The 24,597-nt window shown below is 66.2% G+C and carries 24 protein-coding genes; 9 read left to right on the top strand and 15 right to left on the bottom strand.

The window, feature by feature from the left end:
- Window positions 1–228 precede the first annotated feature (228 nt).
- Window positions 229–558, top strand: coding sequence for a TfoX/Sxy family DNA transformation protein (locus DSHI_RS06885; protein WP_012178024.1), 330 nt, complete (start codon window positions 229–231; stop codon window positions 556–558).
- On the opposite strand, the gene DSHI_RS06880 is transcribed toward DSHI_RS06885, so the two are convergent.
- On the bottom strand, window positions 555–947 hold the full coding sequence (locus DSHI_RS06880) for a hypothetical protein (RefSeq protein WP_012178023.1): 393 nt from the start codon (window positions 945–947) through the stop codon (window positions 555–557). The two genes, DSHI_RS06885 and DSHI_RS06880, sit on opposite strands and share 4 nt — an antisense overlap.
- A gap of 149 nt (window positions 948–1,096) precedes the next feature.
- Complete coding sequence (gene ndk / locus DSHI_RS06875; RefSeq protein WP_012178022.1) at window positions 1,097–1,519, bottom strand: nucleoside-diphosphate kinase; 423 nt, start codon at window positions 1,517–1,519, stop codon at window positions 1,097–1,099.
- A gap of 138 nt (window positions 1,520–1,657) precedes the next feature.
- On the opposite strand from ndk, the gene DSHI_RS06870 reads away from it, so the two are divergent.
- Genes DSHI_RS06870 through DSHI_RS06860 form a run of 3 tightly spaced genes read left to right on the top strand, consistent with a single transcriptional unit; the run spans window position 1,658 to window position 4,816 of the window.
- Window positions 1,658–3,514 (top strand): ABC-F family ATP-binding cassette domain-containing protein, encoded by a 1,857-nt coding sequence (locus tag DSHI_RS06870; RefSeq protein ID WP_012178021.1) that lies wholly within the window; start codon window positions 1,658–1,660, stop codon window positions 3,512–3,514.
- A 46-nt stretch (window positions 3,515–3,560) separates the two neighbouring features.
- On the top strand, window positions 3,561–4,187 hold the full coding sequence (locus DSHI_RS06865; protein ID WP_012178020.1) for a MarC family protein: 627 nt from the start codon (window positions 3,561–3,563) through the stop codon (window positions 4,185–4,187).
- Between the two features lie 44 nt (window positions 4,188–4,231).
- Window positions 4,232–4,816 (top strand): retropepsin-like aspartic protease family protein, encoded by a 585-nt coding sequence (locus DSHI_RS06860; RefSeq protein WP_012178019.1) that lies wholly within the window; start codon window positions 4,232–4,234, stop codon window positions 4,814–4,816.
- A 97-nt stretch (window positions 4,817–4,913) separates the two neighbouring features.
- On the opposite strand, the gene DSHI_RS06855 is transcribed toward DSHI_RS06860, so the two are convergent.
- From DSHI_RS06855 to DSHI_RS06840, 4 genes are read right to left on the bottom strand one after another with little or no spacing between them, the layout of a single operon-like run.
- Window positions 4,914–5,765 carry an ATP-binding protein gene (locus DSHI_RS06855; protein ID WP_012178018.1) on the bottom strand — a complete coding sequence of 284 codons (852 nt, stop codon included), beginning with the start codon at window positions 5,763–5,765 and terminating at the stop codon, window positions 4,914–4,916.
- A complete protein-coding gene (gene tatC / locus DSHI_RS06850) occupies window positions 5,762–6,802 on the bottom strand; it encodes a twin-arginine translocase subunit TatC (RefSeq protein WP_012178017.1) in 1,041 nt (346 codons plus the stop codon). The genes DSHI_RS06855 and tatC overlap by 4 nt, the downstream gene beginning before the upstream one ends.
- 8 nt (window positions 6,803–6,810) lie before the next feature.
- Window positions 6,811–7,278 (bottom strand): Sec-independent protein translocase protein TatB, encoded by a 468-nt coding sequence (tatB, locus tag DSHI_RS06845; protein WP_012178016.1) that lies wholly within the window; start codon window positions 7,276–7,278, stop codon window positions 6,811–6,813.
- A gap of 18 nt (window positions 7,279–7,296) precedes the next feature.
- The gene (locus DSHI_RS06840; RefSeq protein ID WP_012178015.1) at window positions 7,297–7,521 is read right to left on the bottom strand and encodes a twin-arginine translocase TatA/TatE family subunit; all 225 of its coding nucleotides are present in this window, start codon (window positions 7,519–7,521) and stop codon (window positions 7,297–7,299) included.
- Between the two features lie 193 nt (window positions 7,522–7,714).
- Between DSHI_RS06840 and DSHI_RS06835 the strand changes: the two genes are divergently transcribed.
- Complete coding sequence (locus tag DSHI_RS06835; protein WP_012178014.1) at window positions 7,715–8,374, top strand: helix-turn-helix transcriptional regulator; 660 nt, start codon at window positions 7,715–7,717, stop codon at window positions 8,372–8,374.
- 3 nt (window positions 8,375–8,377) lie between these two features.
- Here DSHI_RS06835 and DSHI_RS06830 read toward each other — a convergent pair whose 3' ends face one another.
- The 3 genes from DSHI_RS06830 to DSHI_RS06820 form a co-directional block, all read right to left on the bottom strand.
- Window positions 8,378–9,466, bottom strand: coding sequence for an ABC transporter ATP-binding protein (locus DSHI_RS06830; protein ID WP_012178013.1), 1,089 nt, complete (start codon window positions 9,464–9,466; stop codon window positions 8,378–8,380).
- A gap of 45 nt (window positions 9,467–9,511) precedes the next feature.
- The gene (locus DSHI_RS06825; protein WP_012178012.1) at window positions 9,512–10,900 is read right to left on the bottom strand and encodes an SLC5/6 family protein; all 1,389 of its coding nucleotides are present in this window, start codon (window positions 10,898–10,900) and stop codon (window positions 9,512–9,514) included.
- Window positions 10,901–11,014: 114 nt separating this feature from the next.
- Window positions 11,015–11,794, bottom strand: coding sequence for an SDR family oxidoreductase (locus DSHI_RS06820; RefSeq protein ID WP_012178011.1), 780 nt, complete (start codon window positions 11,792–11,794; stop codon window positions 11,015–11,017).
- Between the two features lie 134 nt (window positions 11,795–11,928).
- Here DSHI_RS06820 and DSHI_RS06815 point away from each other — a divergent pair, with 134 nt between their 5' ends.
- Complete coding sequence (locus tag DSHI_RS06815; protein WP_012178010.1) at window positions 11,929–12,771, top strand: universal stress protein; 843 nt, start codon at window positions 11,929–11,931, stop codon at window positions 12,769–12,771.
- A gap of 67 nt (window positions 12,772–12,838) precedes the next feature.
- Here DSHI_RS06815 and DSHI_RS06810 read toward each other — a convergent pair whose 3' ends face one another.
- On the bottom strand, window positions 12,839–13,210 hold the full coding sequence (locus tag DSHI_RS06810; protein WP_012178009.1) for a nuclear transport factor 2 family protein: 372 nt from the start codon (window positions 13,208–13,210) through the stop codon (window positions 12,839–12,841).
- 113 nt (window positions 13,211–13,323) lie between these two features.
- Between DSHI_RS06810 and DSHI_RS06805 the strand changes: the two genes are divergently transcribed.
- A complete protein-coding gene (locus DSHI_RS06805) occupies window positions 13,324–14,931 on the top strand; it encodes a peptide chain release factor 3 (protein ID WP_012178008.1) in 1,608 nt (535 codons plus the stop codon).
- Window positions 14,932–15,024: 93 nt separating this feature from the next.
- On the opposite strand, the gene DSHI_RS06800 is transcribed toward DSHI_RS06805, so the two are convergent.
- Window positions 15,025–16,104 (bottom strand): VPLPA-CTERM sorting domain-containing protein, encoded by a 1,080-nt coding sequence (locus tag DSHI_RS06800; protein WP_044027665.1) that lies wholly within the window; start codon window positions 16,102–16,104, stop codon window positions 15,025–15,027.
- 402 nt (window positions 16,105–16,506) lie between these two features.
- Here DSHI_RS06800 and DSHI_RS06795 point away from each other — a divergent pair, with 402 nt between their 5' ends.
- The gene (locus DSHI_RS06795) at window positions 16,507–18,045 is read left to right on the top strand and encodes a tetratricopeptide repeat protein (RefSeq protein WP_012178006.1); all 1,539 of its coding nucleotides are present in this window, start codon (window positions 16,507–16,509) and stop codon (window positions 18,043–18,045) included.
- Between the two features lie 330 nt (window positions 18,046–18,375).
- Entirely contained in the window at window positions 18,376–19,857 is a 1,482-nt protein-coding gene (locus DSHI_RS06790) for a DEAD/DEAH box helicase (RefSeq protein WP_012178005.1), read from the top strand.
- 88 nt (window positions 19,858–19,945) lie between these two features.
- On the opposite strand, the gene DSHI_RS06785 is transcribed toward DSHI_RS06790, so the two are convergent.
- The 4 genes from DSHI_RS06785 to nuoN are packed head-to-tail and all read right to left on the bottom strand — an operon-like array spanning window position 19,946 to window position 24,591.
- Window positions 19,946–21,619, bottom strand: coding sequence for a ribonuclease J (locus DSHI_RS06785; protein WP_044027664.1), 1,674 nt, complete (start codon window positions 21,617–21,619; stop codon window positions 19,946–19,948).
- Window positions 21,616–22,386, bottom strand: coding sequence for a type III pantothenate kinase (locus DSHI_RS06780; RefSeq protein WP_012178003.1), 771 nt, complete (start codon window positions 22,384–22,386; stop codon window positions 21,616–21,618). The genes DSHI_RS06785 and DSHI_RS06780 overlap by 4 nt, the downstream gene beginning before the upstream one ends.
- A gap of 20 nt (window positions 22,387–22,406) precedes the next feature.
- Window positions 22,407–23,162, bottom strand: a complete 756-nt coding sequence (locus DSHI_RS06775; RefSeq protein ID WP_012178002.1) for a biotin--[acetyl-CoA-carboxylase] ligase — start codon at window positions 23,160–23,162, stop codon at window positions 22,407–22,409.
- Window positions 23,152–24,591 (bottom strand): NADH-quinone oxidoreductase subunit NuoN, encoded by a 1,440-nt coding sequence (gene nuoN / locus DSHI_RS06770; RefSeq protein ID WP_012178001.1) that lies wholly within the window; start codon window positions 24,589–24,591, stop codon window positions 23,152–23,154. Before nuoN ends, DSHI_RS06775 begins: the two co-directional genes overlap by 11 nt.
- Between the last annotated feature and the right edge of the window lie 6 nt (window positions 24,592–24,597).

The raw sequence follows: 24,597 nt of genomic DNA, 5'->3' as shown, positions 1-24,597 counted from the left end.
CTCGCGTGTTTGAGTGGAGTAAGACCATGCAAGACAAGACACAGCCTCAATCCCCGCCCCCTCCCCCGGCGCAATCCTCCGGGCAGACCAGCGGTCCCGGGACGGACCAGTCGCCCCCCCGGTTCACGGACTGGGCCTCGATCTGAGCGTCGCGCGCCCGCTTCGGCGCGTCGGAGCCAGCGCCCTCCGGGGCCTTTCGCGGCGGCTGTGGCCGCAAGGGCTGGGGTCATGACAACCCCGCTGGAAACCGTGCGCAACATCGGCCCGGCCATGGCCGACGCCCTTCGCCTAGCTGGCGTGGGCAGTGCCGAGGCGCTCGTAGCGATGGGCGCGGATGCGGCCTACCTGCGGCTGCTGAACCACGGCGCACGTCCCCATTTCATCGCCTATTACGCCATGGTGATGGGGCTGCAAGGGCGGCCCTGGAACGATGCCAAGGGGGCAGAGAAGGCCGCCTTGCGAGTCCGCTTCGACAGGCTCAAGGCCGATGCCAGCCCCACAACCGACACCGCCTTCGAACGTCTCCTGGATGAGATCGGGGTCAGGCCCGCGCGCTAGCGCCCCTGGGCCCGCCGCGCACATTCCGCCGGCGCCGTGAACCGGTCGAGCAGCACGGATTTCGTCCGCACACGACTGCCTCGGATGTCGAACCGCACGGCAAAGGGCGTGAACCCGGCATAGCCGCCGCCGCGCTTCTTGGCGTTCACCTCGCCGCAGACCACGTAGTCGCCTTCGGGCGTCAGGTAGGCGGCGGACATCCGGTAAAAGGACGACAGCGGCTCTGAAATCGTGCCGCGCATCGCCTCTTCGGCCTGAATGCGCAGGTAATTGTCCAGCGGCACCGATTGCGTCGAGACCTGGGTCGGGCTGCCGCAGGCGCTCAGCAGCGCCGCCAAACCAAGGGCAGCGATCGGTCGCAACGCGCAGAAGGAGTCAAGGGCGGGCATGGCAGGTCTCCGGTCCGTTTGGGCGGCACCTTGAACGGAAAAACAGGCACAAATGAGGCCGACGCGGCCATCTTTGTTTCCATCTCTCGAGACCAGACATGCAAAAGCCGCCCCAGGGCGGCTTCTGACGATCCCTCCTGGCGGCAGGTTCAGCCGACCAGTTCGAGCCCGGAGAAGAAATAGGCGATCTCCACCGCCGCGGTCTCCGGCGCGTCGGATCCGTGGACGGAGTTCTCGCCCACGCTCTCGGCGAACTCGGCGCGGATGGTGCCGGGGGCGGCATCGGCGGGGTTGGTCGCACCCATCACTTCGCGGTTCTTGGCAATGGCGCCCTCGCCTTCGAGCACCTGCACGACCACGGGCTCGGAGGCCATGAATTCGCACAGCTCGTCATAAAACGGCCGCTCGGCATGCACTGCATAGAACACGCCGGCCTGCGCCTTGGTCAGGTGGATCCGCTTCTGCGCGACGATGCGCAGGCCGGCATCCTCGAACTTGGCGTTGATCTTGCCGGTCAGGTTGCGCTTGGTGGCGTCCGGTTTGATGATGGACAGTGTACGCTCGATGGCCATGTGTCTCGCTCCTGCGTCTGGGGCGGGCGGAGTGCCCGCGAAATCCTCGGGCGCCGCCTAACACGGGCCGTGCCGCATGAAAAGACGTGATCGGAGCGCCCCGTTGACAGGGGCCGCAAACAGGGCCACATCGCCCCCATGCTACGCATCGATGACATCTCCTATTCGGTCGAGGGGCGCCCGCTGCTCGAACATGCCTCCGCGGTGATCCCCAGTGGTCACAAGGTCGGCCTGGTGGGGCGCAACGGGACCGGCAAGACCACGCTTTTCCGGCTGATCCGGGGCGAGCTGACGCTCGATACGGGCGAGATCACCCTGCCCCGCGGCGCGCGGATCGGCGGGGTCAGCCAGGAGGTGCCGGGCAACGAGGTGTCGCTGCTGAACACGGTGCTGGCCGCCGACACCGAACGCGCGGGCCTGATGGCGGAGGCCGAGACCGCCACCGACCCGGGCCGGATCGCCGAGATCCAGACGCGGCTCGCGGATATCGACGCCTGGTCGGCCGAGGCGCGCGCGTCGTCCATCCTGCGCGGTCTGGGCTTCACCGAGCCCGAGACGCACCAGCCGTGCTCGGCCTTCTCGGGCGGCTGGCGGATGCGGGTGGCGCTGGCGGCGGTGCTGTTCTCGCAACCCGACCTGCTGCTGCTGGACGAGCCGACCAACTATCTCGACCTCGAAGGGGCGCTCTGGCTGGAGGCGTATCTCGCCCGCTATCCGCACACGGTGCTGATCGTCTCCCACGACCGGGGGCTGCTGAACCGCGCCGTGGGCGGGATCCTGCATCTCGAGGACCGCAAGCTCACCTTCTATACCGGCCCCTATGACCAGTTCGCCCGCCAGCGCGCCGAGAAACGCGCGCTGCAAGCCGCCGCGGCGCGCAAACAGGACGCCAAGCGCGCCCATCTCGAGAGCTTCGTGAACCGGTTCAAGGCCAAGGCGTCGAAGGCCAAGCAGGCCCAGAGCCGGGTCAAGATGCTGGAAAAGATGGAGACGATCCGCGTCCCCGAGGATGCCGCGCGCACGGTCTTCACCTTCCCCACCCCCGAGGAACTCAGCCCACCCATCGTGGCGACCGAGGGGGCCTCGGTCGGCTACGACGGGACGGCCGTTTTGCGCGGGCTGTCCCTGCGGATCGACCAGGACGACCGGATCGCGCTGCTGGGCCGCAATGGCGAGGGCAAGTCGACCCTGTCCAAGCTGCTCGCCGGGCGGCTGGAGGCGATGGACGGCACGCTGACCGCGTCGAACAAGCTGCGCATCGGGTTCTTCGCCCAGCACCAGGTGGACGAGTTGCGGGTCGAGGAAACCCCGCTGCAGCACCTGCTGCGCGTGCGTCCCGATGAAGGCCAGGCCAGGCTGCGCGCGCGGCTGGCGGGCTTCGGGCTGATGGCCGCACAAGCCGAGACCGAGGTCGGACGCCTGTCGGGCGGGCAGAAGGCGCGGCTGTCACTGCTGCTGGCGACGCTGGACGCGCCGCATCTGCTGATCCTGGACGAGCCGACGAACCACCTGGATATCGAAAGCCGTGAGGCGCTGGTCGAGGCCCTGACCGCCTATACGGGGGCTGTGATCCTGGTGAGCCACGACATGCACCTGCTGAGCCTGGTGGCCGACCGGCTGTGGCTGGTCAAGGACGGCCATGTGGCGCCTTACGAGGATGATCTCGAGGCCTACCGCCAGATGCTGCTGACGCCCGACAAGCCGCGCAAGCCCAAGGCCGCCCCCGAGACCGCGCCCAAACGCCCCTCGCGCGATGCGATCCTGGCCCTGCGCGCCGAGGCCCGCAAATGCGAGGAACGGGTGAAGAAGATCACCGAGATGCAGGAAAAGCTGTCGAAAAAGCTCGCCGACCCCGCGCTTTACGAGGACGCCAAGGCGGGTGAGCTGGAAACCTGGAACCGCAAATATGCCGAGGTGATGGACGGGCTCGACCGGGCGGAGGCGATGTGGATGGCCGCGCTCGAGAAGCTGGAGAAGGCCGAAAAGGCCGCCTGAGCCGCCCGGGCTTGCCAGACCGACCCGGCCCGCCTAAAGCGGGGCCATGACCAGCCCCGAAGCCATCACCGCCTTTGTCGCACTGTTCGTCGTGATCGACCCGATCGGGCTCGCGCCGCTTTTCGTGGCGCTGACCCAGGGCATGGATGCACGGGCGCGGCGGGCGATTGCCCTGCGCTCCTGCGGCGTGGCACTCGGGCTTCTGACGCTGTTCGGGGTGGCGGGCGAAGCGGTGCTGGGGTTTCTCGGCATCTCGATGCCCGCCTTTCGGATCGCGGGCGGGATCCTGTTGTTCCTGACCGCCCTCGACATGCTGTTCGAGCGGCGCACGAAACGGCGCGAGGACCAGGCCGCCACTGCCGATGAGGGCCACCCGGAGGACCCTTCGGTCTTCCCGCTGGCCACGCCGCTGATCGCCGGGCCCGGGGCCATTGCGACGATGATCCTGCTGACCGGCGAGGCCCAGGGCAACTGGCTGCATGTGGCCTCTGTCCACGGGGTGATGCTGGTGGTGCTGATCTGCGTTCTGGCCCTGTTTTTGCTAGCCGGGATGTTGGAGCGGCTCTTGGGCCAGGTGGGCATCAACGTCATCACGCGCCTGTTGGGCATGCTCCTTGCGGCGCTGTCGGTGCAATTCGTGCTCGACGGGATGATCGATCTGGGGGTTTTGTGACATCCCCTCTCCCCCCTGCGGCGGAACGTCCTATATAGAAGGGCATGAGCGAGATATCCGTCCCCAACCTGATCTACCTGATTTTGCTGCTTCTGTTCATCGGCGGCGGCACCCTGATGGCATTTCGTGGCCAGCTGGGCGCTTTGGTGCGCACGGCGACGTCCTGGGCGCTGCTGTTTGCGCTGGTGGTGATCGGTTACGGCGTGTTCAGCGACCAGCGCTCGCCCCTGCCCCGGCAGTCGGTCTTTGCCGAAACCGGCCGGGTGGAAATCCCCCGCGCCATGGACGGGCATTACCACGTGGTCCTGGACGTGAACGGCGCGCCTATCGAATTCATCGTGGATACCGGCGCGAGCGACATGGTGCTGAGCCTGCAGGACGCCGCACGGGCCGGGATCAACCCGGAAAACCTGATGTTTTCGGGGCTGGCCATGACCGCGAACGGGCGGGTGGAAACCGCGCCGGTGCGCTTGAAGGAAGTGCGCCTGGGTGGGATTTCGGACGAGAACGTGCGCGCGGTGGTCAATGGCGGAGAGATGCACCGGTCCCTTCTGGGGATGAGCTATCTCAACAGCTTCGACCGGATCGAGATCAACGAAGGCCGCCTGATCCTCGAACGGGGCGTCTGAGCCCTGCGGGCACCGGTCGGCGCAGCGTCGGCTTTGTGTCGGGCATGTGTATGGCAAGTGTCGGGCAAATTGCCTGACAATCCGGTTTTCCCAGTATTTACGGCGCGTTGAGCGTCACGCCATGCCGCCCGGCGAGATCGGTGAAGAACTGCCACGCGACCCGGCCCGAGCGCCCGCCACGGGTCGCCTGCCACTCGATCGCCTCGGCGCGCAGCACCTCGGGCGCGACCTGCAGCCCGTAGGCCGCGCAGTAGCCGTCGATCATCGCGAGATACTCGTCCTGCCCACAGGCATGAAAGCCCAGCCAGAGCCCGAACCGGTCCGAGAGCGACACCTTTTCCTCCACCGCCTCGGAGGGGTTGATCGCGGACGATCGCTCGTTCTCGATCATGTCGCGGGGCATCAGGTGGCGGCGGTTCGAGGTGGCGTAGAACACCACGTTGTCCGGCCGCCCGGCGATGCCGCCATCCAGCACCGCCTTGAGCGATTTGTAGTGCTGGTCGTCATGGGAAAAGCTCAGATCGTCGCAATAGAGCACGAAGCGATGGCCGGGCGCGGCGCGCAGATGGTCGAGCAGCCGCCCGATGCTGGCGAGATCCTCGCGCGGCACCTCCACCAGCTTCAACTCGTGCCCCTGGCGTAGCACTTCGGCATGGACCGCCTTGACCAGCGACGATTTCCCCATCCCCCGCGCGCCCCAGAGGAGCGCGTTGTTCGCGGGCAGACCGCGGGCGAACTGCAGGGTGTTCTCCAGCAAGGTGTCGCGCGCCCGGGTAATGCCCACCAGCAGGGCGATGTCGATCCGGTTGACGTCGCGCACCGGCAGCACCGCCTCGGGCCGTTCTTGCCACAGGAAGGCGTCGGCGCGGGTGAAATCCGGGGCGGCCAAGGGCGGCGGCGCGAGACGCTCCAGCGCCTCGGCGATCCGTACCATCACGTCTTCGGTCAAATCTTGTTGCCTCCCGGGCCCGGCTTGGCCGCCGGATCGTCGTCGTCGCGGAACTCGTCGTAAAGCGGGTCGTCCTCAAGGTCGGGGGCGTCGTCGTCTTCATCCCACAAACCTTGCGCGCGCAGCTCCTTCTCGCGCTTCTTCTCGACGCGGCGCACGAGGAAGATCGACACCTCGTAGAGCCCGTAGACCACCACGAAGAGGATCAGCTGCGTGACCACGTCGGGCGGGGTCACCAGTGCCGCCAGCAGCAGGATGCCCACCATGGCGTATTTGCGCACGGTCCCCAGCCCCTCGGCCGAGACCAGCCCCGCCTTGCCCATCAGCGTCAGCAGAACAGGCAGCTGGAAACACAGCCCGAAAGCCATGATGAATTTCAGGGTGATGTCGAGGCTTTCGTTCACCTTGCCGAAGAAGGTGATGCGCACGCCCTCCTCGGTTTCCGGCACGATGATCGGCATGTTGCTCAGGCCATCGACATCCGGAGAGATGACCGGCGGGCCGGTCTCGGGCGGCACGAGGATCACCCCGTCGGGCACATCGGGCGCGGCCCCCGACAGCAGGTTGGCGAAGATCGAGCTGACATCGGCGAAGCCCAGAAAGAACGCCATGGCGAGCGGTGTCACCACGAAATGCGCGAAGCTCGCGCCCAGCAGGAACATGAAGGGCGAGGCGATGATGAAGGGCAGAAACGCCGCCTTTTCCGTGCGGTAGAGGCCCGGCGCCACGAAGCGCCAGAGCTGGTGCGCGATCACCGGGAAGGACAGCGCGAAGCCGAACACCATGGAGATGCGGAACAGCGTGAAGAGGTATTCCTGGGGCGAGGTGTATTGCAGCGTCGGCGACGGGTCGCCCAGCTCGCGCAGGGTTTCCTCGATCGGCACCAGCAGGAATTGCAGGATCGGCTCGGCCACGGTGAAGGCCAGCACGATGCCCACGATGAAGGCCAGCACCGAGCGGATCAGCCGGGTGCGCAGCTCTGCCAGATGCTCGATCAGCGGGGCGCTGCTGTCTTCTATTTCGTCGGGTTTGGACATGGGGGGCGTCAGGCCTTGTCAGCTTGCGGCGCGGCCGGGGGTGTGGGCGTCTCGTCGGGGCGGTCCGTCTTGGGCGCGGCCTCGGCGGCCTTGGCGGCCTTCTCGGCATCCAGGCGGGCCTGCGCCTTTTTCGCGCTGACCTCGTGGATCTTTTTGGCGGCCTCGGCGCGGTCCTTGGACAGACGGTCGGTTTCGGTCCCGGGTTGCCATTTCTCGAAGGATTTGGCGGCGTCTTCCAGCCGGTCGATGCCCATCTTCTTGGGGTTGGCCGCGTCCTTGAAATCCTTGGCCATGTCCTTGACGCCCGACTCGTTGGCCGCGTCGTCCATGGCGCGGCTGAACTCGCGGGCCATGCCGCGCATCTTGCCCGTGAACCGCCCGAGGGTGCGGAACAGCTTGGGCAAATCCTTGGGCCCCACGACGATCAGCGCGACAATGCCGACCACCAGAAGTTCGGTCCAGCCGAGATCAAACATCCTGCGATCCGATCCGGATCAGACTTTGTCTTTGTCGGTCTCGGGGGTGTTTTCGGGGGTCACGTCCCGGGCGACCTCGGCGGAATCCTCCAGTTCTTCCTTGCTCTCGTTCACGCCCTTCTTGAAGGCGGTGATCCCTTTGCCGACCTCGCCCATGAGCGAGCTGATCTTGCCGCGCCCGAAGAGCACGAGCACCACGATGGCGATGAGAAGAAGGCCGGGAAGTCCGATATTGTTGAGCATGTCTGTATCTCCTGGGTGCGCGCCCGGTCGCCGGGGCGCTGTTGGCACCAGAGCTACGCAAGGGCGGGGGGGATGAAAAGTGCGATTTGCCCGGCGCGGGCATTTTGCCCGTGTCCCCTGGCGATTTGCCAGGTCGGGGCGGGATTGCTGCCGTGCCCCTGACAGGTTAGTGTCAGGAGCAATGGAGCCCCGCATGTCCCGTCCAGAACGTCTCAAGGCGCTGATCCAGTCCCTGGGCACCGGCCCCGCGCGCACGGCGGCGGAGTTGGCGGCGCGGTTCGGCGTGACCGAGCGGACGATCTACCGCGACATGGACCGGCTGCGGGCCGAGGGGGTGCCGCTGGCGGGCACGCCGGGCCAGGGCTACCGGCTGACGGCGGCGTTCGCCCTGCCGCCGCTGGCCCTGTCGGCGCGGGAGTTGGAAGCGCTGCACCTGGGGTTGTCGATTGTCGGCGAAGCGGGGGATGCGGGGCTGGCGGCGGCGGCGGCCTCCCTGTCGGCGCGGATCGACGGGGCGCTGTCGGAGGATGCGGGCACCGCCGGGGCGCGCTGGGGCTTCACGCCGACGCCCACGGGGACGGCGGCGGAATACCTGCGCTTCCTGCCGACCCTGCGGGCGGCGTTGCGGGCCCGCCAGAAGATCGCCCTGCGCCTGCGCGACGGGTCCGAGCACCAGATGCGGCTGCTGGCGCTGGAGTATCACGGGCGGCTGTGGATCTGCGGCGGCTGGTGCGAGGGGTGCGGGGCGTTCCACCGGGTGCGGCTGGACGAGATCAGAGATCACCGGCTCCTGTCGGCGCTGTTCGTGGACGAGCCCGGGCGGGATCTGGCGGCTTACCACGCGGCGGTCTGAGCGTCAGTCGCGGGCGGGGAAGACGAAACAGCGGTCGCGCCGCATGGACAGCCACAGCACGGTGCCCGGTTTGGGCATGAAGACGCCGGGAACCTTGGCGCGCAGGATCACGTCGTCGAAATCCATGCGGAATTCCACGAGGCTTTCGGCGCCCATGAAGCGCGCGCGCTGCACCGTACCGCGCGCGGGCGTGCCGTCCTGGGGGGTGGGCAGCGGCCCCTGCCCGTTCCGGTCGAAATCGATGCGCAGGTGCTGGGGCCGGATGACGATCTCGACCCGGCCGCCATTGGGCACGCCGGGGGCGAGGAACTGGCCGAAGGGGGTTTCGGTGAGCGCACCCTGCACGGTGCTCTCGATCACGTTGATATCGCTGAAAAACGCCGCCGCCGCCTTGTCCACGGGGGAGTTGTAGACGTTGTAGGGCGCGCCCTGCTGGACGATCTTGCCGCCGCGCATCAGCGCGATGTTGTCGGCCATGCGCATGGCCTCCTCGGGCTCGTGGGTCACGAGCAGGACGGCGGTGCCCTCGTCCTTGAGCACTTCGAGCGTCTCGTCGCGGATGCCGTCGCGCAGGCGGTTGTCGAGGCCCGAGAAAGGCTCGTCCATCAGCATCACGCGCGGGCGCGGGGCGATGGCGCGGGCCAGGGCCACGCGCTGCTGCTCCCCGCCCGACAGCTGGTGGGGGAATTTCCCGGCGTCGCCCAGAAGGCCCACGCGGTCGAGCAGCTCATGGGCGCGCGCGCGTTTCTCCTTGCGGCTGCCGGAGAGGCCGAAGCCCACGTTGTCAGCGACGCAGAGATGGGGAAAGAGCGCGAAATCCTGAAACATCAGCCCGACGGAGCGGGCCTCGGGCGGCAGGTGGATGTCGTCGGAGGACACGACCTCGCCATCGACGGTGAGCGTTCCGGAGTCCTGCCGGTCCACGCCCGCGATGATCCGCAGGGTGGTGGATTTGCCGCAGCCCGAGGGCCCCAGAAGGCAGGTGACCTGCCCCGGCATCACCCGGATCGAGACATCGTCCACCACGCGCTGCCCCTGGAAATCCCGCACCAGGTGGGAGACTTCCAGCCGGGGAATCGGTTGATGTTTCAAGAGGGCCGCCTCAATCCCGAAGGTTTTTATCGGAAATGAGGGGTATCAGCGTTGCCCGGCTGCTGCAAGACGGCGTCCGCGGGCCCCGGCGATCACGGCCGCGAAGCCCACGGCGAGCACCGCGATGCAGATCACCAGAAGCTGGTCGTATTTATGGGCGTCGGGCAGCAGGGCCGCGACGATCCCGTTGGCGCGCAGAAAATAGGCCGCCGCCCCGAGGATCGCGGCGCCGAAGGCCACGAGATAGGACCAGAGCGGGATGGGCCGGCCCATCACCAGCCCCACGACCAGCACCGGGGTGAGGAACATCGAGGCCGTGCCGCTGACGGCGACCGCATCGAACAGGGACGCGTTGCCCCAGAGCGTCAGCCCCGCGCCGAGCGTCATGAACCCCACCATGGCGATGCGCCCGCCCGTCAGGCTGCGCGGCAGCAGGCGCAATTCCTCGACCGTGACGCGCGCGGCCGAAGACAGGGCCGAATCGAGCGTGCTGAGCGCCGAGATCAGCAGCGACAGCATCAGCGCGGCCCAGATCCAGGGCGGGAACATCACCGCCCATGTCCCCAGAAGCTCCTCCTCGTATTCGGCGCCCACGAGGCTCGCCTGGATGCCGAACATGCCGAAGCCGAGAATGCACAGAACCGAGATCCAGAAGGCATGCAGGAACGACCGGCGGGTGGTTTTCGCGTCCGCGAGAAAGCCGCGATCCATCATCACCGGGTCATGGGCGGGGTAGGAGTAGACCTGCAGCGCCGCGACCGCCAGCAGGATCCAGCCCTGCCGCGCGCCGGCGGTGCCCTCGGCGGTCAGCACCGCGGCGAGGGAGAAGTCGGGGCCGGTCACCAGGGCGGCGAAGGCGATGCCGAAGACCACGAGGAACAGCAGCATCTGCACCACATCCGTGCGCAAGGCCGCCGAGAGCCCGCCCCAGGCGGAATAGGCGAGGCCCAGGACCGCCACGGCCAGCACCGCGATCGTGCCCGCGCCGCTCTCGGGCAGGAGCGCGTTGAAGATCAGGCCGACCACCAGCAGGTTGGCGAACACCTCCGAAAGCAGGCGCAGGGCGATCACCACGTTGTAGCTGCCCTGCCCCGTGCGCCCGAACTGCGCGCCGAGCCAGTCCTGCACCGACCGCCCGCCGCGGGCCCGGATGCGCGCCACGATGAACCCGCCCGTCAGGAACGAGCCATAATAGGCCGCATAGGCCAGCGTGCCCGCCATCCCGTAGAAATAGCCCAGGATCGCCGCGTTCATCAGCGAGCGCGCGAAGATCCAGGTGGTCACCTGGCTCAGCACGAGGGTCCAGAGACCCGGGGCCGCGCCCGTGGCGCTGGCGCCGCCGAAGAACCCCTCGACCGAGGCGCGGCGCGGGGCCACGGCCACGCTGGCCAAGGCCACCACAAGGAAGGCGAGCGCCACATAGATCGTCATCATGGCCGGGGATCCTCGTCATCGGCGTGCGGTTGCCAAGGGCTAGCAGCCGGACGGGCGCGACAAAAGCGTCATGGGGCCCGTCCACAGGAAAGTGAGGCGGCGTGAAGCCCGCGCTCAGAGCGTGGCGTTGATCGCGCCGCCATCGGCCAGGATGTTCTGGGCCACGATGAAGCCTGCGTGCTGCGAGCAGAGAAACGCGCAGGTCGCGCCGAACTCGGCCGCGGTGCCGTAGCGGCGCGCGGGGATCGTGGCCTGCCGTTGGGCGCGGGCCTCGTCGAGGGTGCAGCCCTGGGCTTTGGAGACCCCGGTATCGAGCATGATCGCGCGGTCCGTGGCGTGGATGCCCGGCAGCAGGTTGTTGATCGTCACCCCGTGGGGGGCCACCTGCCGCGCGGTTCCGGCGACATAGCCCGTCAGCCCCGCGCGCGCGGCATTGGACAGGCCCAGTTGCGGGATCGGCGCCTTGACCGAGCCGGAGGTGATGTTGACCACCCGGCCCCAGCCCGCGTCGATCATCCCCGGCAGGCAGGCTTTCATCAGCGCGATGGGGGTCAGCATGTTGCCGTCGAGGGCGGCGATGAAATCATCCCGGTCCCAGTCGGACCACAAGCCCGGGGGCGGCCCGCCCGCGTTGGTCACCAGGATGTCGACCGCGCCCGCGGCCTCGAGCACCGCGGCGCGGCCGTCTTGGGACGTGATGTCGGCGGCGACCGCCGTGACCGCAACCCCGTGGCGATCGCGGATCGCGGTGGCGGTTTGCTCCAGCGCCTCGGCGCCGCGGGCGTTGATCACCAGGTCCACGCCGGCCTCGGCCAGCGCCTCGGCACAGCCGCGCCCCAACCCTTTCGATGCCGCGCAGACCAGCGCGCGCTTGCCCTTGATCCCAAGATCCATCGGTATTCTCCCTCGTTGCGCCCCAGACCTAGCGCCGGACCCCGGCAAGGCCAAGACCCGACTTGATCCGGGTCAACGAAGCGCGCCGCCGGACGGGGTAAGCTGCGCCAGGAAAGTGGGAGTTGGAGGTCACGATGACATCTATCTGCATTGCAACGGACCTGCATGGGGATACGGATCGCGCCATGGCGAGGGCCGCGCGGCTGGCGCGAATCCACGGCGCGCGGCTCTGCGTGGTGTCGGTGGTGCCGGATGCGGCGCGGGACGCGGAGATGAGCGCGCGTCGCGCCACGCTGGAGGCGCTGGTCGCGAACCTGCCCGACAGCGCAGGTCTGGAGACGGAGATCATCGTCGCCAGTGGCGAGCCGTCGGAGCAGATCCACCATGCGGCCCTTCATGCCAAGGCGGATCTGATGGTGGTGGGGCCCCATCACCAGGCAGGGATGCTCGATTCGTTGCGGCAGACGACGCTGGAAAAACTGGTCAAGGCGGCGCCGACGCCTGTCCTGCTGGTCACGGATCCGGTGGATCACGACTATGCCAGCGTGATCGCGCCGGTCGATTTCTCACCCGCCTGTGCGGCGGCGGTGCGGGCGGCGCGGACCTTCGCCCCGGCGGCTGCGATCCACCTTCTTCATTCGGTGGGCGTGCCCTACCAAACCATCGTCGCGGCCCCGGGGGCGGTGGGCGATGTCAGCCCCATGGCCGATCCGACCCCGTTCATCGAGGATGCCAAGACCCGCGCCGAGGCCTGGCTTGCCGAAGAGCCGGGGCTTCTGGGTCTGACGCCACCGGTCGCCGAGCCGCGGGCCCTGCCGCAATTGCTGGGCACGGTGCGGGCGGAAAAGGGCGGTGACCTGATCTGCCTCGGGGCGCATACGAAGCAGGGGTTTCTGGACCGGTTGCTCGGCAGCTTCACCGCCGAGTTGATCCGCAAACCGCCCTGTGACCTGCTGATCGCGCCGGGCGCGCGGTGATCGCACCGGGGGCGCCGGGCAAGCCGGGGAAAATCCCCGGCCTACGGCAGGTGCATGTCACGCGGGGTCACATGGTGTAGAAGAACTCCTCCCGCGCGATCTTGCCGTCGCGCACGGTGTAGATCGCGACCTCTTCCATGGGGATCTCGGTGCCGCTGGCCTTCTCGCGGATGAGCGACTTGAAGACCAGGGCGAACCGGTCGTCGCTGTGCAGGTGCGGGCCTTCGATGCTGCCGGAGAGGAACTCCATCTCCGCTTCCCACCAGGCGTGCTTGGCGCGGATGCCGTCGAGGCCGACCGTCTCGGCGCTGTCATTGCCGGGCATGCAGGCCGCCTCCACCGAGACGCAGTCCTCGGCATAGAGCGTGTCGAGCAACTGGCCCGTGGTGTTGTCCGCGTTGGCTTTTTTCACCGCCAGCGCGATCTCTTTGAGATCCATGTCACCCTCCCTTTTGTTCTATCAATGTTCCAAGACTGGCGCAGGCCCCGGTTTCCGTCAAGCCGCCGCATCGGCACCTTCCCTTCCCGGCGGCGCATGGCTATATCCGGCCCATGCTGGACCGCACCCATAACGCCCCCGACCTGCCGCCCGAGATCGCGCGGCGCCGCACCTTCGCGATCATCTCGCACCCGGATGCGGGCAAGACGACCCTGACGGAGAAGTTCCTGCTCTATGGCGGGGCGATCCAGATGGCGGGACAGGTGCGCGCCAAGGGCGAGGCGCGGCGCACGCGCTCGGACTTCCTGGCGATGGAGAAGGACCGGGGGATTTCCGTGTCGGCCTCGGCCATGTCGTTCGATTACAAGGACTACCGGTTCAACCTGGTGGACACGCCCGGCCACTCGGATTTCTCCGAAGACACCTACCGGACGCTGACGGCGGTGGATGCGGCGGTGATGGTGATCGACGGTGCCAAGGGGGTGGAGAGCCAGACGCAGAAGCTGTTCGAGGTGTGCCGGTTGCGCGACCTGCCGATCCTGACCTTCTGCAACAAGATGGACCGCGAGAGCCGCGACACGTTCGACATCATCGACGAGATCCAGGAGAACCTGGCGATCGACGTCACCCCCGCAAGCTGGCCCATCGGGGTCGGGCGCGATTTTCTGGGGTGTTACGACCTGATCCATGACCGGCTGGAGCTGATGGACCGCGCCGACCGGAACAAGGTCGCCGAAAGCATCGAGATCAACGGTCTGGACGATCCGAAACTGGCCGAGCATGTGCCCGCGCATCTGCTGGAAAAGCTGCTCGAAGAGGTGGAGATGGCGCGCGAGCTCTTGCCGCCGCTGGACCAGCAGGCCTTGCGCGACGGGACGCTGACGCCGATCTGGTTCGGCTCGGCGATCAATTCCTTCGGGGTCAAGGAGTTGATGGACGGGATCGGGGAATACGGGCCCGAGCCGCAGGTGCAGCCGGCCGAGCCGCGGCAGGTGTCCCCCGACGAGAAGGCGGTGACGGGCTTCGTGTTCAAGGTGCAGGCCAACATGGACCCCAAGCACCGGGATCGGGTGGCCTTCGTGCGCATGGTGTCGGGGCATTTCAAGCGCGGCATGAAGCTGACCCATGTGCGGTCGAAAAAGGCGATGTCGATCACCAACCCGGTGCTGTTTCTCGCCTCGGACCGGGAGTTGGCCGAAGAGGCCTGGGCGGGCGACATCATCGGCATTCCGAACCACGGGCAGCTGCGGATCGGCGATGCGCTGACCGAGGGCGAGTCGATCCGGATCAGCGGCATCCCGTCCTTTGCGCCGGAGTTGTTGCAGAGCGCGCGGGCGGGCGACCCGATGAAGGCAAAGCACCTCGAAAAGGCGCTGATGCAGTTCGCCGAGGAAGGCGCGGCGAAGGTGTTCAAGCCCGCCATCGGCTCGGGGTTCATCGTGGGCGTGGTGGGTCAGTTGCAGTTCGAGGTGCTGGCCAGCCGGATCGAGCTGGAATACGGCCTGCCGGTGCGGTTCGAGCCGTCGCAATTCACCTCCGCGCGCTGGATCACCGGCGAAAAGATCGCGCTGGACAAGCTGGAGGCGTCGAACAAGCAGCACATCGCCCATGACCACGACGGCGACCCGGTCTTCCTGACGCGGCTGCAATGGGACATCGACCGGGTGGAGCGGGATTATCCGGACCTGAGCCTGACCGCGACGAAGGAAATGATGGTGTGAGCCTGACGCCGGCCTCTGGCGCGCGCATCACACCGCGCAAAAAAAGAGCCGCGTTGCCGCGGCTCTTTCCTGTTTCCACAGTCCGTGCTGCGCTCAGGCAGCTTTCTTGCGGCGGCGCGTGGCGGCAAGGCCACCCAGACCGGCCAGCATCAGCCATGCACCGGCAGGCAGCGGAATCGCGCTCGGCTCGGTGAAGGTGTCCTTCTCCGTTGCCACAATGCCACCGTCGACCAGAGCGAAGGTTTCGAACTCGGCAAGGCCTTCGGCATCGCGGGTGAAGGTCACGTCGAATTCGAAGGAGCGCTCGACCGAACGGTCGAACATACCAACGGCGTCGGACCCGACGCACGCGCCGCTATCTGCGGACACACAGACGGTGCTGACAGAGATCAGCGGATCGCCACCGCCCAGATCATCGACGGTCACCGTGCCGTACTCGGAGAAGCCCGCAATGATCCCGGACGTGATGTCGTCCACGATGTCGGCCGGGTCGAGCGTGCTTGCGAAGGCTTCGCCGCCGAGGGCCTCGATGGCCGCGGTGAAGCTGCTGCTATAGGACAGACCGAAAAGCTCGATGCCTTCGGCGTCCAGCGCGCTCACCGCGTCGGCAACGGTCGAGATCGGGTTGCCATCAAAATTGTCGAAATCGTCGAAGTCCATTCCGAAATCGACTTCGCCCGCATCGCTGGTCTTGAAGCCTGCATCGCCGAACATGAAGACGAAGCGGGTGGAGCCATCGCGCCACTCGACGTTTTCCGCCACGAGCTCCGCAGCTGTCGTGCCGTTTTCTGGGAAATCGTCACCGAAATCCGGATCGTTCAGCGTGACGGCATTAATTGCCGCAGAGCCAGCCACCACGTCGGTGGTCAGCGCGGAGTTGATCACACGACCGGGCACGGCGCCTGCCGGAGCGAGGCGTGCATTCTCGGCATAGACGCCGACGCTGGAGGCCACATCGCCGAAGGCTGCGAGTTCGGCAAGCAGATCATCGGCTGCGGCTTGCGCTGCGACGATTTCGTCGCCCATGCTGCCGGACGTGTCAAAAAGAAAGTGAACGTCAATTTTTGCGGCTGTCGGCGGGGCGTTAGACACAGTCACGGTTTTGCGAATGGTTACCGACTCGCCCACGGCCAGCTCGGCGCTGAAGGTCGCCGGATCAATGCTGTCGGCCATGGCGACAGATCCGAGGCAAATTGTGACTGCACCGATACCGGCTGACATCAGCCAAGTGCGTTGAAAAGTCATAAGATTTCCTCCTAAAGAAGGTACAGGACCAGATACTACCGGTAGTTACGTAATGCGCCTCAGCCGAGTCCGAAGCTCAATAAAGTACATCAAATTTACCCACATCACTCCGGCGACCAACATCGACGCCAAGATCACAATGCATCAACTTCTCTTTAGTTAAAAGAGTTTTTACCTTTATTAACGGCGCTCGACCGTCTCCGAACACCCTCGCAGGAGCCAGCGTTGAGCGGCAAGAATAGAGAAAAACCTTGGAAAACAGACATGGACGCGACACAGCGATGAACCTAGAATGGCAGGCAAATTTTGTAGTTGTCGAGGCCTCTCAAGATGTTCGGTTCCTGGCTTTCAAAGGTATTGTTTCCTATAACGATCTGCACGCTGATTGGTGGGCTTTCATTGCAGGATGCCTTTGCCCGGTCATTACAGATTGACGATCTGACCAGGGAGCGGGAACAGAGTAGCATCCTGCGCAGTCTGCAACTTGACGCCTTCAAGGATCCGGAGCTTCTCCAACTTTTCAAAGACGCCTCCAGCGCCTTGCGGGAGGAGCGGTACGAGGACGCAGAGGCCGCAGCCCTCAGCCTGACAGAAAAGGCACCAGACGCGCCACAAGGCTGGCACATGTTGGGAATGGCCCGCGTGAAAAACGGGTCCACTTCCGGTGCGCTTCACGCCCTAGACGCCGCGGCAGCGCGTTACAAGAACAACTCGGACCCTTTGGTCATCAAGGGAGATGTGCTGCGCGGGCTGGGTCGGTTTGACGATGCCGAGGCCGCTTATCGTCGCGCCGTCGAGATTAATCCGGACGATCTGCGCGGGGTCGAGGGGCTTGGTGCGATGTTAGAGGCTGGGGGCAAAGCGGACGAAGCGATCACCGTCTATCAATCTGCTCTTGCAACGAACCCTTCGGATATCGCCTTCGCGTTGAATACCGCGCGCCTCCAGGTGGCACTGGACGATCTTTCCGCCGCACGGGAGACCCTAAAGAGGTTCGAGGCCTCAAATCCCGAAAACTCCCAGGTCAAAATTGCACTCGGGCGAGTTGAATTCCTTTCTGGAAACAATGAAGCCGCGACGGCCTATTTCGATCAGGCGATCCGCATCGCGCCCGAGAATTCGACCCAGTATCTGCTAAAGGCACGCGCCCAGCTGAATGCAACCGAGTTTGCAGCGGCAGAAGAAACATTGCGCGGCGCGCGTGAGATCTTTCCGGATGATCCGCAAGTGCCCTTTGAACTCGCCAGTCTGTACGGAGTCACGCGCGACTACGCCCGGGCTGCCGAAGTGTTCGAGGCAGGCGCCGAAAGGTGGCCTGATATCATGGGATTCCACTCTGGACTCCTCAGGGCCTCTTATCGCCTGAATGATTTTGATGCGGCCCTGTCCGCTGCAAGAGTGCTTTCAAGCCAGCCCGGCGCCTCTGCCGTCGACCACATCTGGCATGCACTCGTCCTCGAGAGGCTCGAGCGGGTCGATAGCGCGATCACCTCGTATGATACTGCACTGGAGCTTGATCCAACAAACTGGCTTGCCGCCAACAATCTGGCAAACCTTTTGTTTGACCGTGCCCCAGACAGGGCATTGGAGCTTGCACGGCTGGCTCATCGGACAGCGTCCGAAAACATCTCGGTAAACAGGACACTCGCCTGGGCAGAATTTTCCGCCGGCAACACCGAGGCCGCCCTCGCGCTCTACGACTCTCTGACGCCAGAAGCTTCCGATGATCCGATCCAACTCTTCCGGCACGGGCAGGTTCTGATTGAAGCCGAAGAGGCCGAAGCAGGCCGCATCCTCATCCAAAAAGCTCTTGCACTTGATGCTGAATTCAGGGGAGCAGAAGATGCTCGGAAGCTGCTCGCGGAATGACCTCTGAAGGCCATCGGACCTGGCCGGTGGCGTGAACATGAAGAAGGTCGCGGGCGGCAGGCTAGTCTGACGGCAAGCCGGTCTGCGTTGTCGGTTCGGTCGTAAAATCGATCGAGAACTCCATCAGCTTCTGACGTTCGGGTTACTGACCCGGAGACTTGCGCAGCACCCGTGCCATACCCGCGCTATCCGCGACCGCGGCGGCGCAGCGTTTGACCGGAATATCTAATTCGGGTATGACGCGGATATCCTTGTGGATAACCGCTCGCAGGACGCACAGAGCACGCGTCCTAACACCCTACGGCCCGATGCCGTAACCAATGGACGTACATGACAAAATTTTCCGACCTGAACCTCGATCCGAAGGTTCTCAAAGCCATATCCGAAGCCGGGTACGACACCCCCACCCCGATCCAGGCCGAGGCGATCCCGCCCGCCCTGGAAGGCCGCGACGTTCTGGGGATCGCCCAGACCGGGACCGGCAAGACGGCGAGCTTCACGCTGCCGATGATCACGATGCTGCGCAAGGGCCGCGCCCGGGCGCGGATGCCGCGGAGCCTGGTTCTGGCGCCTACGCGCGAACTGGCCGCGCAGGTGGCAGAGAATTTCGACATCTATGCCAAGCACACCAAGCTGACCAAGGCGCTGCTGATCGGCGGCGTGTCGTTCAAGGAACAGGACCTGCTGATCGACAAGGGGGTCGATGTTCTGATCGCCACGCCGGGTCGGCTGCTGGATCATTTCGAGCGCGGCAAGCTGATCCTGACGGATGTGAAGGTGATGGTGGTCGACGAGGCCGACCGGATGCTGGACATGGGGTTCATCCCCGATATCGAGAAGATCTTTCAGCTGACGCCGTTCACCCGCCAGACTCTGTTCTTCTCGGCCACCATGGCGCCGGAGATCGAGCGGATCACCAACACCTTCCTCAGCAACCCCGCGCGGGTCGAGGTGGCGCGGCAATCCACGACCTCGGAGACGATCACCCAGGGTCTGGTGCAGTTCAAACCGTCCCGCCGGGACCGGGCGACCGCCTTCAAGGAGAAGCGCGAGATGCTGCGGGCGCTGATCGAGCGGGAGGGCGATGGGTGCCGGAACGCGATCATCTTCTGCAACCGCAAGATGGATGTGGACGTGGTGGCGAAGTCGCTGATCAAGCATGGCTATGACGCCGCCCCGATCCATGGCGACCTGGAGCAGAGCCAGCGGACCAAGACCCTGGACCAGTTCCGCGACGGGACGCTGAAATTCCTTGTGGCCTCGGACGTGGCGGCGCGCGGGCTGGATATTCCGAACGTGAGCCATGTGTTCAATTTCGACGTGCCCAGCCACGCGGAGGATTATGTCCACCGGATCGGGCGCACGGGGCGCGCCGGGCGCAAGGGCACAACGCTGATGCTGGCGGTGCCGGCGGATGACAAGCTGCTGGCGGCGATCGAGGACCTGGTGAAGCTGGAGATCCCGCGGATCGAGGCGCCGGGGATTTCGGCCCCGCAGGGCGGCCGGTCCAAGGACGAAGAGCGCCCGGAGCCCGAGAAGCGGGAGCGGCGCAGCCGCAGGCGGACCAAGCCGGAGCCCGCGAAGGCCAACGCGCCCGCGCAGGCCCCCGTGGCGGCCCAGGCGGAGACCGCCGTGGCGGAGGCCGAGGAGGCACCGATCCCGGACGCGGTGCTGCCCGCGGCCCGCAAGACCGAGACGCCGCAGCGCGGACGCAAGGGGCGCGCGCGCGACACCGGGCCCAAACAGGTGGGCCTGGGCGATCACGTGCCCGATTTCCTGCTGCGCAGCTTCTCGGAACGCTCCACGACCTGAGCCCCGCGCGACGGTCGCCCCGAGACGGGGCGCCGTCCCCGCCGGGGATCGACCCCGGCGCGGACGGGCGGCCAAACCGCCCCTGCCCCTACTCGGCCATCAGACGTGAGATCAGGACGCTGACTTCCGGTCGGCGGCCCAGTTCGGTCACGCAGACCTGGCGCACGGCGCGGGTCACGGCCTCTTCCAGCCGCCCGTCATCGTCGAGCGTCTTGCGGTTGGCACGGGTCAACACCTGGCCCACCTCGTATTCCACCAGCTCCTGCATATCGGCCTTGCTCTGGCCGATCTCGGGCAGGCCGCGCAGTTCGGCCCAGGCGTCTTCGATCGGGTCGTCGCCCTCGTCGATGATCACCGCCACGACCACATGGCCGTTGAGCGCCATCTTGATCCGGTCGCGCACCACGCCGTCGAACGCCCCCACCAGCAGCGAGCCGTCGAGATAGGTGCGGCCCGTCTCGACATGCTCCACCACGCCGGGCTTGTTGCCACTGAGCACGACCATGGCGCCATTGGGCGCGAGAATGCCGCGCCGGCCCTGGGCCTCGGCCAGGCGCGCATGGGCGCGCAGGTGCCGGTGTTCGCCATGCATGGGCACGACCATCTTCGGGTTCACCAGCTTGTGGATTTCCAGCAGGTCGGGCCGGTTGGCATGGCCCGAGACATGGTAGCGCCCGCCCTCGTCATCCACGAGGTCCACGCCCTTCTCGCTGAGCGCGTTCATGATCCGGGCGACGCCCTTTTCATTGCCGGGAATGGTCTTGGAGGAAAAGACGAAGAGATCGCCTTCGGTCAGCTCGAAGCCGAGATACTTGCCGCGCGCCAATTGCGCGGAGGCGGCGCGGCGTTCCCCCTGGCTGCCGGTGACGATCAGCATCAGGTTGTCGCGCGGGATGTCACCCGCGGCCTCGGGCGGGATCGTGGGCGGGAAATCCGTCAGCACGCCGCTTTCGACCCCGGCGGTGACCATGCGCTTCATCGCGCGGCCCAGCAGGACGACGGAGCGCCCGGCCTCCCGGCCCGCCTCGGCCAGAGAGCGCAGGCGGGCGATGTTCGACGCGAAGGTCGTGGCCACCACCATGCCCTTGGCCTCGGCCACCAGCGGTTTCAGCTCGGGTGCCACATCGGCCTCGGACCGGCCGGGCTTGGGCGAGAAGACATTGGTGCTGTCGCAGACCAGGGCCAGCACCCCGTCCTTCGACACCTCGCGCCACAGGTCGGGATCGAAGGGCTCGCCCACGATGGGCGTCGGGTCGAGCTTGAAATCGCCGGTATGGATCACCCGGCCCGCCGGGCTGTCGATCACGAGGCCCGCGGCCTCGGGGATCGAATGGGAGACCGGCAGGTAGGAGACCTTGAAGGGTCCCGCCTCGACCACCTCCGGCCAGGCGCCGACGATACGCACCTCGTCGGGATCGAGGCCCTTTTCCTCCATCTTCCGGCGCGCGATGTTGCCGGTAAAGGCGCGCGCATAGACCGGCGCCTTGAGCCGCCCATGCAGCAGGCTCACGCCGCCCACATGGTCCTCGTGGGCGTGGGTGACGAAGATCGCCTCCAGCCGGTCGGCGCGCTCGGCCAGCCACGACACATCCGCCGTGATCAGGTCCACGCCCGGGGTGGTGTCCATGTCCGGAAACGCCACGCCGAGATCGACGAGGATATACCGCTCGCGCCCCTCGGGACCGTAGCCGTAGACATAGGCATTCATGCCAATCTCCCCCGCGCCGCCCAGGGGAAGATAGATCAACCGCTCTGCCATCATGCCTCTCTGTTATAACTGTTTATCGTCACGAGCCCCTGCATTGTCAGATCATCCACCCACGCGTCAAACAGTTCCGCGCCCTGGGAGAACAATGGAGCCAGTCCGCCGGTGGCAATCACGCGCATGGGGCGGGCGCGCTCGGCCTTGATCTGGGCGCAGATCTCGCGCACGAGACCCACATAGCCCCAGAAGACACCCGACTGCATGCAGGCCACGGTGTTCGTGCCCACGACCGTGTCGGGCATGGAGATATCCACATGGGGCAAGGCGGCTGCGGCGTTGTGCAGCGCCTCCAGGCTGAGATTCACGCCCGGCGCGATCACCCCACCGACATAGGCACCGTCCACATCGACCACGTCGAAGGTGGTGGCGGTGCCGAAATCCACCACGATCAGGTCGCCGCCGAACTGGGTGAAACCGGCCACGGTGTTGACCAGCCGGTCGGGGCCCACCTGGGTGCCCGCATCGACGCGCACATCCACCGGCAGCGCACAGCCGGGCTTGCCCACCACCAGCGGGCGGCAGTTGAAGTAGCGGTCGCACAGGACGCGCAGGTTGAACACCACCCGCGGCACGGTCGACGAGATTATGACCTCGGTGATCTCCACCTCGATCTTCTGCATCTGCATCAGGCTTTGCAGCCAGACATAGTACTGGTCGGCGGTGCGCTGGTGCTCGGTCGCGGTGCGCCAGACCGCCACGAAGTCGGTGCCGTCATGGATCGCGAAGACCGTGTTGGTGTTGCCGCAGTCGATGGCCAGAAGCATTGGGCTGCTCCTCTCGTTTCTCAGAAAAACACGTCTGCCGCCGGGAGGGTGCGCCGGCCGGAGGCGGTGGTGAGGATCAGCGCGCCGTCCTCGGCGAGCCCGTCGAAGGTGCCGTGGACCTCCTCGGTCATGGTGCGGGCGCGGATCGGGGCGCCGAGATGGGCGGCCGCATCGAGCCAAGCGGTGCGGATGGGGGCAAAGCCGTAGGTGGTGAAGCTGGCCTCGCGCCGGGCATAGGCGGGGGCGAGCAAGTCGAGGAAGCCTTCGGGTCCGATCTCGATCCCGGTCTCGCCCGCCAGAGACACAGGCGGCAGCGCGCCGGGCTCCACGCTGTCGGCGGGCGGGGCGGCGATCAGGTTGACGCCGATCCCGATGGCGAGGGTAAGGTTGCCTTGGGTGCCCATGGATTCGAGCAGGATGCCCGCCACCTTGCCGCCATTCAGCAACACGTCATTGGGCCATTTCAGGGATACGGATTCAGGCCGTCCCGTGGCGAGGATCAGTGCATCCATCAGCGCAAGCGCGGCCACGAAGGACCGGAGCGCAACCTGATCGGTGGTCTCGAAAGGGCGCATCACGAGGGTGGCGGCGAAATTGCCCTCGGGATTGGCCCAGGCGCGACCCCGGCGGCCCCGGGCCGCCGTCTGGCGCAGGCCGAGGATCCAGGTCGGGCCGGTCAGGGAGGCGGCGATCCTTGCGGCCTCGGCATTGGTGCTGTCGACCTCCCCCAGGACGCGTTTCGCGACCCCGTCAGGCCAGCGCAGGTCAGCGGACAAGCGATTCCGCCGCGGCCAGCGCCATGCCTTCGACCCCGAAGAAATTGACGATCCCCACCAGCATGATCACGGCGGACGCCATGAGAAAGCCGTATTGGACCATCGGCATGCTGCCTTCGAGCGCGTCGTCGGCCTTGCCGAAATACATGTAGTAGACGATGCGCAGGTAGTAGAACGCCCCGATCACCGAGGCCATGACCCCGGCGATGGCAAGCCAGGTCAGGCCCCCGTCCACCGCGGCCAGCAGCACGGTATACTTGCCGAAAAAGCCCAGCAGCGGCGGGATGCCCGCCAGGCTGAACATCAGCAGCAGCAGCGCCATGGCCTTGGTCGGCTCCCGGCTGGCGAACTGGTTGAGCGAGGCGATCTCTGTCACGGCGACCCCGTCCTTCTCCATCGACAGGATGAAGGCGAAGGTGCCGATATTCATGGTCACGTAGATCGCCATGTAGATCAGCATCGCCTGCACCCCCCCGACCGTGCCCGCGGCCAGCCCCATCAGCGCAAAACCCATATGGGCGATGGAGGAGTAGGCCATCAGCCGCTTGATGTCGGTCTGGCCGATCGCCGCGATGGAGCCCAGGAACATCGACAGCACCGCGAGGAAGGCGACGATCTGCTGCCAGTCGCCGATCGCGTTGCCGAAGGCGTCATGGACCACGCGCGCAAAGAGCGCCATGGCCGCGACCTTGGGTGCGGTGGCAAAGAGTGCGGTAACCGGCGTGGGCGAGCCTTCGTAGACATCCGGCGTCCACATGTGGAAGGGCGCGGCGGAGACCTTGAACGCAAGGCCCGCGGTCAGGAAGACGAGACCGAAGAGCAGACCCATGGAGATCTCGCCCTCGGTCGCCGTGGTGATGATCCCCGAGAAGAGCGTCGTGCCCGCGTAGCCATAGGTCAGCGACGCACCATAGAGCAGCATGCCCGAACTGAGCGCGCCCAGGACGAAGTATTTCAGGCCGGCTTCGGTGGAGCGCGAGTCGTCGCGGTGGATCGAGGCGACCACGTAGAGGGCGAGCGATTGCAGCTCCAGCCCCATGTAGAGCGCCATCAGGTCGCCCGCGGAGACCATCATCATCATGCCCACCACCGCGAGCGCGATCAGGATGGGGTATTCGAATTTAAGGATGCCCAGCTTGGACATGTGATCGAGGCTCATCACCAAGATCGCGGCGGCCGACAGAAGGATCGTGATCTTGGCGAAGCGCGCGAAACTGTCATCGACGAACATGCCCCCGAAGGCGACGCGGTCGCCCTCTGCCGAGATGCCGATCCAGAAGGCCAGCCCGACGAACACGGCCGCGGTCAGCCAGACCAGCAGGGGCGCCGTGCGGTCCTTGCCCGTGTAGACGCCGTACATCAGCCCGGCCATGGCGAAGATCGCCAGGGCAATTTCGGGCATCACGATCGCGATATCTTGGGAAATCATGGCTCA

The organism is Dinoroseobacter shibae DFL 12 = DSM 16493 (assembly GCF_000018145.1).
Classification (GTDB): domain Bacteria; phylum Pseudomonadota; class Alphaproteobacteria; order Rhodobacterales; family Rhodobacteraceae; genus Dinoroseobacter; species Dinoroseobacter shibae.
The sequence above is the reverse complement of the archived record's forward strand: the minus strand, read 5'-3'. Positions and strand labels throughout refer to the sequence as shown.